General features: G+C 35.6%; 14 protein-coding genes, 1 pseudogene and 1 riboswitch. All 15 genes and pseudogenes read right to left on the bottom strand.

Going from position 1 to position 13,750, the window contains the following annotated elements; genetic code table 11:
* A partial coding sequence (locus ACFCYJ_RS18680; RefSeq protein ID WP_376075754.1) for a hypothetical protein occupies nt 1-405 on the bottom strand: 405 nt, incomplete at its 3' end.
* Nucleotides 406-528: 123 nt separating this feature from the next.
* Entirely contained in the window at nt 529-1,077 is a 549-nt protein-coding gene (locus ACFCYJ_RS18675) for a nucleotidyltransferase domain-containing protein (RefSeq protein WP_376075752.1), read from the bottom strand.
* Nucleotides 1,078-1,175: 98 nt separating this feature from the next.
* Complete coding sequence (locus tag ACFCYJ_RS18670; protein WP_376075751.1) at nt 1,176-1,916, bottom strand: metallophosphoesterase family protein; 741 nt, start codon at nt 1,914-1,916, stop codon at nt 1,176-1,178.
* A gap of 197 nt (nt 1,917-2,113) precedes the next feature.
* Nucleotides 2,114-2,989 (bottom strand): phosphotransferase family protein, encoded by an 876-nt coding sequence (locus ACFCYJ_RS18665; protein ID WP_376075750.1) that lies wholly within the window; start codon nt 2,987-2,989, stop codon nt 2,114-2,116.
* A gap of 464 nt (nt 2,990-3,453) precedes the next feature.
* Nucleotides 3,454-5,292 (bottom strand): ABC transporter ATP-binding protein, encoded by a 1,839-nt coding sequence (locus tag ACFCYJ_RS18660; RefSeq protein WP_376075748.1) that lies wholly within the window; start codon nt 5,290-5,292, stop codon nt 3,454-3,456.
* Nucleotides 5,285-7,048: an ABC transporter ATP-binding protein gene (locus tag ACFCYJ_RS18655; protein WP_376075746.1), complete on the bottom strand. Its 1,764-nt coding sequence runs from the start codon at nt 7,046-7,048 to the stop codon at nt 5,285-5,287. The genes ACFCYJ_RS18660 and ACFCYJ_RS18655 overlap by 8 nt, the downstream gene beginning before the upstream one ends.
* Nucleotides 7,049-7,119: 71 nt before the next feature.
* Nucleotides 7,120-7,563: a MarR family winged helix-turn-helix transcriptional regulator gene (locus ACFCYJ_RS18650; RefSeq protein ID WP_376075745.1), complete on the bottom strand. Its 444-nt coding sequence runs from the start codon at nt 7,561-7,563 to the stop codon at nt 7,120-7,122.
* A 469-nt stretch (nt 7,564-8,032) separates the two neighbouring features.
* Nucleotides 8,033-8,356 carry a hypothetical protein gene (locus ACFCYJ_RS18645; protein ID WP_376075743.1) on the bottom strand — a complete coding sequence of 108 codons (324 nt, stop codon included), beginning with the start codon at nt 8,354-8,356 and terminating at the stop codon, nt 8,033-8,035.
* Between the two features lie 229 nt (nt 8,357-8,585).
* On the bottom strand, nt 8,586-8,738 hold the full coding sequence (locus tag ACFCYJ_RS18640) for a hypothetical protein (RefSeq protein WP_376075741.1): 153 nt from the start codon (nt 8,736-8,738) through the stop codon (nt 8,586-8,588).
* A gap of 99 nt (nt 8,739-8,837) precedes the next feature.
* Nucleotides 8,838-9,533 (bottom strand): precorrin-3B methylase, encoded by a 696-nt coding sequence (locus ACFCYJ_RS18635; RefSeq protein ID WP_376075740.1) that lies wholly within the window; start codon nt 9,531-9,533, stop codon nt 8,838-8,840.
* A gap of 50 nt (nt 9,534-9,583) precedes the next feature.
* Nucleotides 9,584-10,582, bottom strand: a complete 999-nt coding sequence (locus ACFCYJ_RS18630; RefSeq protein ID WP_376075738.1) for an ABC transporter substrate-binding protein — start codon at nt 10,580-10,582, stop codon at nt 9,584-9,586.
* Nucleotides 10,583-10,641: 59 nt separating this feature from the next.
* The gene (locus ACFCYJ_RS18625) at nt 10,642-11,415 is read right to left on the bottom strand and encodes an ABC transporter ATP-binding protein (protein ID WP_370083324.1); all 774 of its coding nucleotides are present in this window, start codon (nt 11,413-11,415) and stop codon (nt 10,642-10,644) included.
* A complete protein-coding gene (locus tag ACFCYJ_RS18620; RefSeq protein WP_376075736.1) occupies nt 11,416-12,474 on the bottom strand; it encodes a FecCD family ABC transporter permease in 1,059 nt (352 codons plus the stop codon). It abuts the gene before it with no gap.
* A gap of 121 nt (nt 12,475-12,595) precedes the next feature.
* Nucleotides 12,596-12,780: riboswitch (cobalamin riboswitch) on the bottom strand.
* Nucleotides 12,781-13,189: 409 nt separating this feature from the next.
* A pseudogene (locus ACFCYJ_RS18615) lies at nt 13,190-13,516 on the bottom strand (topoisomerase C-terminal repeat-containing protein); the annotation flags it as partial.
* Nucleotides 13,515-13,700, bottom strand: coding sequence for a hypothetical protein (locus tag ACFCYJ_RS18610; protein WP_376075735.1), 186 nt, complete (start codon nt 13,698-13,700; stop codon nt 13,515-13,517). The gene ACFCYJ_RS18610 and the pseudogene ACFCYJ_RS18615, both read right to left, overlap by 2 nt.
* Between the last annotated feature and the right edge of the window lie 50 nt (nt 13,701-13,750).

Here is a 13,750-nt window from a genome sequence, read left to right as displayed (position 1 = left end):
GGTCTGATGGTAGTTAATATCTATATCAGGATAGGGTCGAAGAATATTTCCATCAAAAGTTATATAATTTAATCCTTCTACCTCATTAAATACTAACTTTTTTCTAATATTTACAGATGCATCAGGCATTTCTTTAAAAAGAAAAGTATCCAAATGTCTTTGCTGTTGCTTTGACCTCAGCTTATATCTATTATAAAGTTCCTGATGTACAGGATACTTCAGGTCTCTTAATGCCTGGTAAAATTCATCTTCAGTTTCATTTAAAAATTTTCCCTTATTTGCAGGATATAAATATTCAATTTTATCTGAAGCTGTAGTTTGTGAATAAACAGGATTTCCTACTAACATGGAAAGACTGAACGAACATATAAACATAAACAAACTAATTAAGAATGTCTTTTTCATTTAGGTTACTCCTTTTTAAACGTAACGTACCCTAAATGTTCTTTAACTATCCTGCTCTGTTAGCTCCATAAGAAAAGCTGCCTTTGATTGCTGATCTTTACACTCTCGCACCCGTCTTTTACACTATTTAATCATTTTACTAAAATCCGAAATTATACTGTGCAAGATCTTTTTGCTTTCTATGTCCTTTAATCGAGGCGTCCGACCAATTTGTTCATAGACTTCTTTTTCTTTCAAAAGTTGTTTTGGGTTTAAGACATTTGCTGATATTCCGCGCAACATAAAACTTTGGGGTAATAGAGAGTCTGCTCGCCATATCCATTCAGGTAACCCGTTCATAATAAGGCTTCCATTATCGGAATGGGTTATAAAGCCAATCGTAACTTCAACATTATTCTTATGGAAATCAGACTGCCTATTACAAAACTGCTTTCTGACAGGTATTTGTTCATAACCGGCTTCTGCAAGTGCAATTTCAAATCGTTCTCTATTTTGTACCCACGTTTCTACATCAATATCGTCATGTGGTCGAGTAATCTTGCCAAGTAAAAAATCTATTGCCCACCCACCGCGCAACCAGAATTCAATGTCAAGTATCTTAGAAATTTCACTGATGTCACTCAATACTTTTAATTGTGATTCAGTGTGTGCATCGAAAATTTCTTGTGTCATATGAAACCTCCAATTCCCCATTTTAAACTCTTTAGAAAGTTCTTACTCCACTAAACCGTTAGTCAAAAAGTTCAACAAAAAAGCGTTAATGTGAAAAATTAAAGCTGATTACCATGAAATACTTTTAAAATAAAATCACGTTCTGGTACCTGTAATTTATGATACGATTCTAAAAAAGAAGTATTATCGTAAGTTATTTCTTCCAGTTTAATTTCAACTGTTTCCTTCGATATTGTTATAATCGCATAAGGTGCAGTTGGCTTTTTGTTACAACCAAGAGAACCAGGATTCAAGTAAATCGTCTTATTCCCTATAAAATAATGAAGAGGATGATGATGACCAAAACAAATCAATTCTTCATTGTTACCTTCAAATAATTTTTCTAAGTTTTCAATACTTGGGGTAACAATTGAACTAAACGGATCCTTGCTAATATGTTCATTTAGGTAACTGTTTTTAATCTGGTAATGAGTAAATAAAATTGAATGTCCTTCTATATTTTCTTTAATAATACGGTGTAGTTTTTCTAACTTTGGAATAAACGATTCATCCAGTCTATCTAATATCCATTGATGGTGTTCTTTTGTGTGAGAATGACTTTTGGGATACTCTTGACCTTTTGCTAAAGATAAGATAGCTTCATCGTGATTTCCAGTTATCATTGCAATATCATTTCTAGAGAAAAGCATCTGTAATACTTCATTTGAGTCAGGACCAATTCCAATCATATCTCCTAAACAATAAATACGTTCAATGTCTTTTCTGCTATCTATATCAGAAAGAACGGCATTTAATCCTGATGCATTACCGTGTATATCAGTAAATATTGCTATTCGCATAATTGATTTCTCCCCATTTAAAATTTACTATATATTCTCCTTTATCCACCAAGAATCCTTCTTCAACTAACCTGCTCAGCTATTTCACAAACTTACTAAAATCTGAAATTGTACAGTGAAAGATCTTTTTCTTTCTATGTCCTTTAGTCGAGGCGTCCGACCAATTTGTTCATAGGACCTTTCGTTGAACAAGTAATCTATCTATAATCTTTTATTCCATTTTCAAAAGCCTGTCTATCGTCATTCTCAATCCCGTGCAAGGCCTCTTGTAAAGCAAATGTACTTTTATAAAATTTAACTCGTTCAGATATTTCATGACCGTTAGGATATAGGTTCATACACATATCAAAAAATTCTTCACCATAGCTAGAGAGTATGCCAGCAAAGTCATACGCTGGATCTCCTACACCAGAACCACCAAAATCTATTATCCCTGAAATCATACTTGTTTCTGGATTCCACAAGATGTTAGATGCTCCGAAATCTCCGTGTATAAGTGTTATATCTAAATTCGAGAATGCTTTCCCTTTTAGGAACGTTTCAAAAGATTGTGATATTTCATTTTGAGCATCTTTTCTGATAAAAGGAAATAATGTATTTTGAATTTTATCATACAGGTTATACATCTCTTCACTAGGATTACGAACCTTTAGTTTCAAATCTCGACTTGCTTTTTCTCCTGAAATAGAATGGAGTTCTACAAGAAAAGAAACAAGTTGTTTTGCCAACCCTTTCACCAATTCAACACTCTTAACATCTGTTAAACTTTCCTTCCACAACGGAACACCATCTATTAGGTTATAGCCAGTAAAGACCTTACCTGGTTCTAACTCTTCAAAAGACTGATAAATTGGATTCGGAATAGGAGTGGAAACGATCCCTTTAATGTATTTCAAAATTTCCGTCTCTCTTCTTAATTGAATGATGCCATTTTTATATTTTGGAAATCTAAAAACCAAAGATTTGTTTACAATGAACACATCATTATTCTGTCCAATTTCATTAAGATAAAAGTCTTCAATGGAAAGGTCAGAATAAACGGATTGAATGTTTTCAATAAAGTTATTATTCATTTAGAATTACCCCCTTGGTCTCTTTCTATTGTTTTAATTCCCAAACTCTTGTTGAACTATCCTGCCATTTAATCTACATTTCATTAACACACCTTTATTTTCTCTTAATAATAAAGCTTAAAATCAATTTATCGAAACATTTTTTCGAATTACCAGATTAATTTTAATATTTATCGGAACAAATTCATTATTTATCGGAACAATTTTTAAATTTATCGCCTAACTTTAATTTATCACCCAACTATTTTAATTTATCGCTCAACTTTTCTTATTTATCACCCAACTTTTAAACTTTATCGCTTCAAGAGATCAAAATTATCTACATTTCTTCATAATATTCAAATAGATTTCAACATAAATATCCAACAAAAAATCACCTCTTAGAAACGAGGTGATTTTTATCAAACATTTTTTATTAAACTACACAATGTCTAGTAGCCAAAAACGAATAGATGGCATTCAATTTAAGAAGCATCTTCAAACTGACTATTATATAGATCCGCATAGAATCCTTTTTCTGCAAGCAGTTCTTCATGATTACCACTTTCAATAATATCTCCGTCTTTCATAACTAAAATCAAATCAGCGTTTTTAATTGTTGAAAGTCTATGCGCAATAACAAATGACGTTCTGCCCACCATCAATTTATCCATTGCTTTTTGAATAAGTGCTTCAGTACGCGTATCAACGGAACTAGTAGCTTCATCTAAGATAAGCAATGGTGCTTTTTTAACCATTGCCCTTGCAATTGTAATAAGCTGTTTCTGTCCTACAGATAAACTTGTATTATCATTTAAAACTGTATCATAACCTTTTGGCAACGTTCGAATAAAGTGGTGTAAACCTACCGCCTTACAAGCGGCAACTACTTCTTCATCGGTTACATGTTTTTTGTTATAAATGATATTTTCCTTAATGGTACCTTCGAATAACCAAGTATCTTGCAGCACCATGCAAAATAAGTCGTGAACATTTTTACGAGTAATGGACTTAGTCGATACGTCCTCAATCATGATTTCCCCACTATCTACTTCATAGAAACGCATAAGAAGATTAACAAGCGTTGTTTTACCAGCCCCAGTAGGTCCGACGATGGCCACCTTTTGACCGGCTTCTATATGAGCAGAAAAATCTTTAATAATAAGTTGTTCTTTCGTATATCCGAACTTAACGTTTTTAAATTCTACATTACCTTTTACATCTTTAGCATCTAAAGTGACTTTCTTATCACTTTCATCTTTAAGCTCCTCTTCTTGTAAGAACTCAAATACACGTTCGCTTGCTGCGGCAGTTGACTGCAAGCTTGTAGCGGCCTGTGCTAATTGAGACAACGGCTGCGTAAATAAGCGGATATACACCATAAATGAAACAATAACACCAAATGTTATAGAACCTTTCACTACTAATGCAGCACCTACTACACACACAACAACATAGCCTAAATTTCCAATAAAGATCATGAGCGGCATCATCATCCCTGACATAAACTGTGCTCGCCAAGCGCTATTAAAAAGACTTTCATTGATTTCATTAAATTCTTGCGTTGCCGCTTTTTCACCGTTATAAACCTTCATGACATTATGCCCTGAATAGATTTCTTCAATATGGCCATTTATTCTACCAAGGTCTTGCTGCTGGCGTACGAAGTACTTTCGGGATTTGGATATAATAAATGTCATGAATATAAATCCAACGAAAGTTGCGGCAATTGCAGAAAGAGCCATCGTAACATTAATATAGAACATCATAATTAAAGATCCAAAGAACATTACTCCCGCTGTCACTAACGAACCAATACTTTGGTTTAGAGACTGTCCAATCATGTCCACATCATTCGTGACACGACTTAACACATCTCCGTAAGTTGTAGAGTCAAAGTATTTCAATGGTAATCTATCGATTTTGTTCGAAATATCTGAACGTAACTTTTTGGAAACTCGCTGCGTAATAGTAGCCATAATAAACGCCTGAATATAATTGAATACAAAGCTCAATCCATACAAAATAGCAAGTAACAGACCGATTTTTCCTATTGCCGTAATATCAATCTCACCAGCCATGCCATCCATTATCAAATCGGTGATCTCACTCAGCTTATTTGGTCCAATGATCGTGAAAATTGTTCCTACAACTGCCAATACAATGGCAAAGATGATGGCTGGTAAATAAGGTTTACAATAGGCAATCAACTTTCCCATAGGCTTTTTAAAATTCTTTGGCTTTTCTCCAGGAGCCATCATAGGACCTGGACCACCTGGACCACCTGGACCTCTTCGGGGTTTATTTGTTTGTGTATTACTCATTTTCCAACTCCTCCTTCGATAGCTGCGAATAGGCAATTTCCTGATAAGTGTTGCAAGTTTTCAATAATTCACTATGTGTCCCCATACCAACAATTTTACCTTCATCAAGAACAATGATTTTATCAGCATCTTTAATCGTTCCAATTCGCTGTGCCACAATCAAAGAAGTTGCACCTTTCGTTTCTTTTTTCAAGGTAGAACGAAGTTGACGGTCTGTTTTATAATCTAGGGCAGAGAACGAATCATCAAAAATAAAGATTTCTGGGTTTCTATTCACTGCTCTTGCAATAGAAAGACGTTGTTTCTGTCCTCCTGAAAGATTTGTTCCGCCTTGCGAAATAGCCGCTTCATATTCACCGTCCATTTTCTCCACAAATTCTTGCCCTTGAGCAATTTCCACCGCTTTTTTGATTTCCTCATCTGTTGATGAAGTCTGACCGTTATCACCGTAGGCAACATTAGATTTTACCGTACCTGAAAATAATACGGCTTTTTGAGAAACGTAGCCAAGCTTATTATAAAGAGCTTCATGTGCATATTCTTTCACATTAATGCCGTCGACTAATACCTCTCCCTCCGTAGCATCGTAAAATCTTGGGATTAAATTAATCAGCGTACTCTTACCACTACCCGTAGAACCGATAAAAGCAACAGTTTCGCCTTTATGTGCTGTAAAGCTAATATCCTTTAAAACATAGTCTTCTGCATCAGGATATTTAAAACTAACATTACGCAGTTCGATTTCACCTTCGATTCCCTTAGGCGACGATTTTATTTCTCCATCAATAATTGTCTGAGGTGTATTTAGTACTTCATTAATACGTGCTGCAGATACTGCTGCTCTCGGTAGCAAAATGAATGTCATTGATAATAGCATAAATGCCATAACTACCTGCATTGCATAAGATGAAAATACGACCATATCACTAAACTTACCAATTCTATCCACACCCGCTGCATTATTAATTAAATGCGCTCCAATCCAATAGATTGAAAGGGTTAAACCCGACATAATCAGACCCATCCCCGGTTGCATAAGGGCCATAAGGCGGTTCACAAAAAGATTTGTATCAGTTAAATTGTTATTTACTTCTTCAAACTTTTCTTCCTGATACCCTTGTGCGTTATAAGCATGAACAACACGAATACCGGTTAAACCTTCTCTTGTTACTCGGTTAAGATTATCTGTCAGTTTTTGAACGACTTTAAATTTCGGTAGCACAAAGATGATTAGGTTACCTATCAAAATAAGTAAAACAATGACAGCTACTCCTGTTGCCGCTGACCACTCCCAACTTTTCCCCATGATCTTCAAAATAGCCCATGTTGCAAGGATAGGAGCCTTGATCATCACTTGGAGACCCATTGCAACAGTTTGCTGTATTTGCGTTATATCATTAGTAGAACGAGTAATTAGACTTGCGATTGAAAAACCATTAATCTCCTCCATAGAGAAAGATAGAGTTTTGTTAAATACTCCTTTTCGCAATTCCTTCGAAAGAGACGTTGCTACCTTTGCCGCAAAATAGCCCACGATGATTGCCAATATCATACTGCCAAGGGCACATAAAAGCATCTTCCCTCCAGCTGTCCATATCTCGCTCGTTTTACTGCCCTCTGTTTGTACAAGGGTCGTAATTTTAGCCATATAATCCGGCAACTTCAAATCCAGCCAAACTTGCCCTACAATGAACACAATACTGGCTACAATTAGCGTCCATTCTTTTGGTTTTAAGTATTTAAATATTTTCAACATGTTTGCAGTCCTCCTCAATTTAGTTAGCATGCTAACTATATAGTAAAAAATAATTCAAAATAGCATCTTCATCAAGATTCCAGATTCTCTTTCATAGCATCCATCACTTCAAAAAAAACTTCAAGTTTCTCTTCCGGGATACCTGTTAGTAATTGTTGTTCAAGCATTACTCTACGTGTCATGATACTATCATGTATTTTCAACGCATCTTCTGTTAAGACAATTTTTTTGAGTCTTGAATCATAGGGAACAGTTTGCCTAGTAATCAATCCATTTCTTTCCATAGATTTCAGTATTCTAGACGCTGTTGATTTGCGAATAGAAAATTCTCGTTCAAAATCTTTTTGAAACACATCTGTATCTTGATTTTTGTAAAGATAACTAATCGTCCAACCGTGCATTGCAGTAAGGTTATCTCTTTCCGTTTGCATAGTACATATGGTTTGATCCAATTGTCTTCTCATTAAGAGTGACAATGTACGCAACTCTAACCCAACTGATCTCCTTTTGCTCAATTTTCTACCCCCTAACTGTTAGCCTGCTAACTTTAGTATATAAAACAAGTTTATAGAGTCCCCTATATGTAGCATGGCGTACTTAACAATTTATTCGTAAGACGCTTATGCCATTAGGTGAAAGATGGATCATGTTCAGATTTATCTCCGTATTCAGTTTGCCATATTGACTGCAAAAAATTCAACAAAAAAGCAAAACCACTTTTTAGTTATGAAAATAAGTGGTTTTACTTTTCATCATAAACGTAGTTAATTAACCGATGTTTCTTGTTACTTTGAAATAAAGTATGCTAAGAAATGACAAAATAACAATGTTCATTTTCACTTTTCTAAGCCAGAATACAAAAAAATTACAGCTTGAAATTCGTTGGAAGAAACGATTTTTTTGCAGTTTAGTTAGGCATTTAATTTTACATATCTAATTTAGAAAAGGAAAGAATATAAAGGAGTTCCAAATCCGCACCAGGGCTCAATAAGAATTTACACAAGTATGTTTTTGATTTAATTCTTGTTCCACTTCTTTTATCCGCTTTAACTGCTGTTTATTAGGGTTTTGTTTTGTAACCGCTATTGTGTCTAAGTCAGCTACGCCTTCAATACCTATCCCTTTTGGAATGGATCCTCTTATGTATACACTATGTAGGTCATTTTGAAGATGAGTGGAATACGTATTAACCACATCGTATATCACAGGAAGAAAAATTGGGTTGATTTTATTCCAGTCTGAATGATTAATAATGTGGCCATCTCTATCAGTAACACATAAGCTTCCAATTTCTCTAATAGTAGTCATCAGATATCTCCTTTTAAAGATTTATAGTAACTTAGTCTACCTACTATACTACGCCTGCAGGCTTTATCCCCTGACGAATAAAAACAACTAATGATATTATATCTAATATACATTTTTTTGAATATCTATTCATTATATCTATTTTGTATAAAAATAGGATAGCATGTTCTATAGTGAACACGTTATCCTATTTCATTTTGGAATTTTAGGGTAGTAGAGAATTAATACCTTAATCCTTATTTTCAGCAAACCCCATCTTCCAGCTAAAGTATTCGTTATCTGGATTTTTCTCATATTTTAAATGAACGTCGAATTTAGAACCTTTTTTACTTGTTAAGCCTTTTACCAATACCGTTCCATCAGCTAGCAATTTATTCACCATTATTTTGGTAGGCTACAGTCATTAGCATTTCATTTCTAATCAGCTACGAATTGTTTGTATGTAGCTCATCATATCCTCCTAGAATCCACGGTACTATTTTCATAACATTTGATAATCTGGGTAATTTTTTATTGTTTGCCAGTAGTCTGCTGCTTTTGTTCTCTTGTAAAACTTATAAAATGGTTCTTTTTGGCGAGCAAGTTCTTTGTAGACCCCAATTATTTCCTGTAAAAGATTTTCGATATGCTGTACAGGAACTTTCTTCACAAATAGCTCCCCTGCCTGTGCATTTTTCCCCATCGGAACAGCCCCTAAATACACATCAAAGCTTTCTTTCTGATATACAAGCCCAATATCATCATAAACGGCATTATAGCAAGCTGATGCACAGCCATTCATATTAATGCGAATCCTGCTTGGTACTTCTAAGCCTTCAAGCTGCTGATACAGCTCCTCTGTAATCTGTGCTGCCTCCATTTTATCACCATCACAAAAATCACAAGCCTTCATAGCTACAATCTGTCCTTGCTTTGCAATATATAAGCCCGCCTTTTCCAACTTCTTTTTGGCAGTCGTTAATTCTATTGTCGGTATGGATAGTAGTATACTGTAGGATGCAGAATATTTAATAGCGCCACTCACTCCGACTACCTCTGCGATTGTTTGAAATTGTCCTGGTGAATAATGTTTGTTGATAATGCCAGGACTCACAGCAAGTCGCGTAAATTCACCTTCTCTGTTTAACTTAGCAAATGTTTTTTCAGGAATATTATGGCTAAAAGCATTTATAGTCATTTTTACCCTCCTCCTATAAAAAAAGCTAGCACATGGCTAGCTCCTCTTCTTTATTGAAAGCTTTCTGGATAAAATCCTTGTGCCAAAATTTGTATTGCTTCAGCCGCACGAACACCTTCAGACGCTGCTGATAGTGGTAAAATAACGAAACGTTTGTTTAATACCGCTTCCGTTTCTTTTAATGCCGGATCATTTTTTAAGAAATTAATTTTTTCTTCAGCAGTAGTTGAACCATAGTCAATTACAACGATAACTTCAGGGCTGCGCTCAACTACATCTTCTTTTGAAACGGTTGTCCAGCCAGACTCAACATCCCCAAAAATATTTTTTCCACCTGCTACTGTCACAAGTTCATTCATGAAGTTTTGTGCAGCAGTGAAAACTTCTTTCTCACCACTATCAAATACAAGAATACGTAAATTCCCCTCCTCTTGCGGAAGCTTCGTACGAATGTCCTCTACATCTTTTGTCATTTGCTCAATTAACTTTTCTCCACGCTCTTCCACATGGAATATCTTGGCAATGTTACGAATATCGCTGAAAATATCCTCTAACTTAGGATTTTTAATGCTTGAAGAAGTATGTAAATAAGTGTGGATGCCAAGTGCTTCTAGTTCTTCTGGTGTTCCGACACCCTTCTCACTAAACCCGCTTTTCCAGCCTGCATATAAAAAATCTGCTCCTGCATCAATCACTTGTTCCTTTGTTGGGTATTGCTCAGCTAGTACCGGAACTTTATCATAAGCTGCCTGTAACGGTGGATAAATTGCATCATCTAAATATGCTGTTCCGACCATTGAATCCTCTAAGCCTAACGCTAGCATAATCTCTGTCACATGCTGATTTAAGCTAATTGCTTTTTTAGGTGCCTGCGAATAGACTTGTGTCGTATTGTTATTGTCAATCGTTACTTCCGTTGCTCCTGCTTTTGCTGGTTCTACTTGTTCACTTTGCGATGCTGAATCCTGTTTTTCCTCGTTACCACAAGCCGCTAAAATACTTAGCATTGCGATTGCAAGAACAAGCCATACGCTTTTTAATGTCTTCATGTCTACTTCTCCTTTTTTCTAAAAAATATATTGAAAGAAATCTAAGACTCTTAAACTAACTATAAAAATTGCTCAGATATATAATAAATATGCGGCTTTTTCGTGACAGGATGTACATTAACTTCCGCATGTACACCAAACACCTTTTGTAGCAATGAGGGTGTTAATACATCAAACGGAGTTCCATACGCCGCAATTTCTCCGTCCTTTAAAACATAAATTTTATCGCAATAAGTTGCTGCAATATTTAAATCATGCAAGGCTACAATGACCGTAATCGGCAAGCTCTGTATTAAATCCATGAGCTGGAGTTGATGCTGAATATCTAAATGATTCGTTGGCTCATCTAATGCCATGACCTTAGCCTGTTGCGCCAAAGCCCTTGCAACAACGACTCGTTTTTTCTCACCACCAGATAATGAACTAAAAGTACGTTCACTTAAATGCAGTACGCCTGCTTGCTGCATCGATTCCTCGACAATAGCTAGATCTTCTTTTGTATCCACTTCCATAAGCCTTTTATGCGGTGTACGTCCCATTGCAACAAGGTCCTTAACAGTGAACTCAAAAAGCACTGGTGTTTCCTGCCCTACGACGGCTAGTTGCTTTGCTATCTCCTTTGAAGATTGCTTGTAAATATTTTCATTAAATAAAAATACTTCTCCCTCTTGAGGTTGTAGCATACGGTACATATTTTTTAATAGGGTCGATTTCCCACTGCCATTAGGACCAATTATGCCCACAAACTCGCGTTCTTGAATATGTACAGAAACATTGTTTAATATTTTCACCTGCTGCACGGCAAAAGTAAGGTTTTTTGCTACGTATACCATCTAATTTTCCTCCCCGAAAGAATACATTTGCTTACGCAACATCCATATGAAAAATGGGCATCCGCATAAAGCAGTAATAATTCCAATCGGCATTTCCTCAGGTGCAATCACAATGCGCGCAGCTGCATCAGCCCATATTAAAAATATCGCACCAATTAATGCACTGACTGGCAGTACAAACTTATAATTTGAGCCGACAATCATGCGTACGATATGTGGAATAATCAGGCCTATAAAGCCAATTGCACCACTTACAGCAACTAGGACACCTGTTAATAGGGAAATTAATAGAATTAGTAGCAATCGAAATTTCTCTAAATTAACCCCCAGCGTAACAGCAGATTCTTCGCCTAGTAAAAGTAAATTCAAATGACGTGCATGAAGACGTAAAATTACGTAGACGACCGTCAAAACAACGAACGGAATCATTAAATTTACCCATTTCGCTCCAGCCAGACTTCCCATCATCCAATACATCACTGCTTTTATGCCGCCCTCTTCTTTCGCCATCATCAGCATAAAATTCGTCATTGCTGACAAAACTAGTGACACGGCAATTCCGGCTAATAATAGTCGAATAACTGAAATTCGCCCCTCAACTCGTGCTAAGAAAAACACGATTAGTACTGCAATCGTCGCACCTATAAAAGCCGCAAGTGATAGCGCATACATACCTAAAAATGAAAAAGCGCCAAGTAAAATAACAGACGTCGCCCCGACAGATGCACCGGAAGATACACCTAAAATATATGGGTCTGCGATTGAGTTGCGAACTAAAGCTTGTATAGCAGCTCCCGAAATTGCAAGACCCGCTCCGACTATTATGGCAAGTACTACGCGGGGAGTACGAATTTGCCAGATGATGATTTCCTGCGAACGACTCCAATCTTCTGTAATGCCAAGTGGATTGAACGGGATATGCGACAAAATAATACGCCATACAATACTAGGTGTAATAGACACTGAGCCTACCATTATCGCTAACGTCAGGGATATTAGAACGACACCAGTCAACACTAATAAGAGTAGGTTGATTTTTCTAGTTGTTGGATTCTTCAAAACGCTCTCCTCTCTTAAAGCAAAGGGCATAAAAAAAATCCCCTTGTCTACAAGAGGATGTCATAGTTAAATAAAGGGCGTCTCTTCCCAGTCACTACAACCATCCTCGTGGTTCTATGTAAGTTTGTTGCTTTTATTGGCAGGTCTCCTGGCTTAGGTTCATCATCTATACGCCTTCCCATAGCTCGCTACAGTGACATATTGTATAGACTCTCCATTACAGTTGCGGGACAGCATCGGATTTGCACCGATTTCCCTTTTAAGCAAACGAACAATGTCATTCGCACCAACAAAAATTATTAAGTTATAAGAGGAACAATATCAGAATATTTTCCAGATAGCAATTATATTATATATTACATTAAAGCAAAAATAGTAATAAACGAGATATTAATAGCTAGAAAATAGAACCATTAAACATTAATTACTATTAGAAAAATAAAATAAATTTAGATAATAATTTATCTTACCTTACTATACAAATTCCTCATAGTACGCTATTAGTAATCTCTTTCTTCTCGATATTCAATATCAGTGAGGGTAACACTCTACATAATCTACTAACAAATCTTTCATTCCGTTTTTTTGGTTATCTATTTTTATAAATGGAAATTATAAAAATACAAAGGATTTTCTTTTTAAAAGGGTAGTGAAAATTAATTCAGAAAGATTCATAAATGCTTAATTTATATCCTTATTTTTCAAATTCCATCTTTCAACTAAAATATTCGTTGTCTGTATTTTTTTCATATTTTAATTGAGCATCGAATTTAGAACCTTTTTTACTTGTTAAGCCTTTTACCAATACCGTTCCATCGGCTAGCAATTTCTTCACCATTGTTTTGGTAGGCTTCTTCTTCATCGTGGCTAAAAATTTATCGTTTTTCCAGATGACAAATTTACAGCCCTTTTTCCAGTTACTGCAGCCGAAGCCTTTTTGTCCTTCAATCACGCTATGACCACATAATGGGCATTTCCCCACTGCTTCAAATTTCTTCTTTGTTCGTGTTACTTTGCTGAGTGTCACATCTTCACTATTTTTAAAACCAATTTCCATGTGTATCACCAATCAACCCCGCAACTCTATTTCCTTCTTCATCTTCTATAAAAAGACCAATATCTTTTACTACCTTATCTTCAATGTTATCAAGATTGTATTTTAATAACTCTTGAAAAATATGTTCTTTTTCTTCTTCAGTGACCTTTTCGGATTCAATGTATTTCATTTATTCGACCCCCTTTATACGATTTTAATAATTTTCCTAATACCTTAATT

The organism is Lysinibacillus sp. NPDC056232 (assembly GCF_042267565.1).
Taxonomy (GTDB): Bacteria; Bacillota; Bacilli; order Bacillales_A; family Planococcaceae; genus Lysinibacillus.
This window is presented reverse-complemented; position numbering and strand designations above follow the sequence as displayed.

Coding starts and splice junctions, on each gene's coding strand:
- ACFCYJ_RS18675 (WP_376075752.1), bottom strand. CDS start 1,077: ATGACACAAGAAATTTTCGATGCACACACTGAATCACAATTAAAAGTA.
- ACFCYJ_RS18670 (WP_376075751.1), bottom strand. CDS start 1,916: ATGCGAATAGCAATATTTACTGATATACACGGTAATGCATCAGGATTA.
- ACFCYJ_RS18665 (WP_376075750.1), bottom strand. CDS start 2,989: ATGAATAATAACTTTATTGAAAACATTCAATCCGTTTATTCTGACCTT.
- ACFCYJ_RS18660 (WP_376075748.1), bottom strand. CDS start 5,292: ATGAGTAATACACAAACAAATAAACCCCGAAGAGGTCCAGGTGGTCCA.
- ACFCYJ_RS18655 (WP_376075746.1), bottom strand. CDS start 7,048: ATGTTGAAAATATTTAAATACTTAAAACCAAAAGAATGGACGCTAATT.
- ACFCYJ_RS18645 (WP_376075743.1), bottom strand. CDS start 8,356: ATGACTACTATTAGAGAAATTGGAAGCTTATGTGTTACTGATAGAGAT.
- ACFCYJ_RS18640 (WP_376075741.1), bottom strand. CDS start 8,738: ATGGTGAATAAATTGCTAGCTGATGGAACGGTATTGGTAAAAGGCTTA.
- ACFCYJ_RS18635 (WP_376075740.1), bottom strand. CDS start 9,533: ATGACTATAAATGCTTTTAGCCATAATATTCCTGAAAAAACATTTGCT.
- ACFCYJ_RS18630 (WP_376075738.1), bottom strand. CDS start 10,582: ATGAAGACATTAAAAAGCGTATGGCTTGTTCTTGCAATCGCAATGCTA.
- ACFCYJ_RS18625 (WP_370083324.1), bottom strand. CDS start 11,415: ATGGTATACGTAGCAAAAAACCTTACTTTTGCCGTGCAGCAGGTGAAA.
- ACFCYJ_RS18610 (WP_376075735.1), bottom strand. CDS start 13,700: ATGAAATACATTGAATCCGAAAAGGTCACTGAAGAAGAAAAAGAACAT.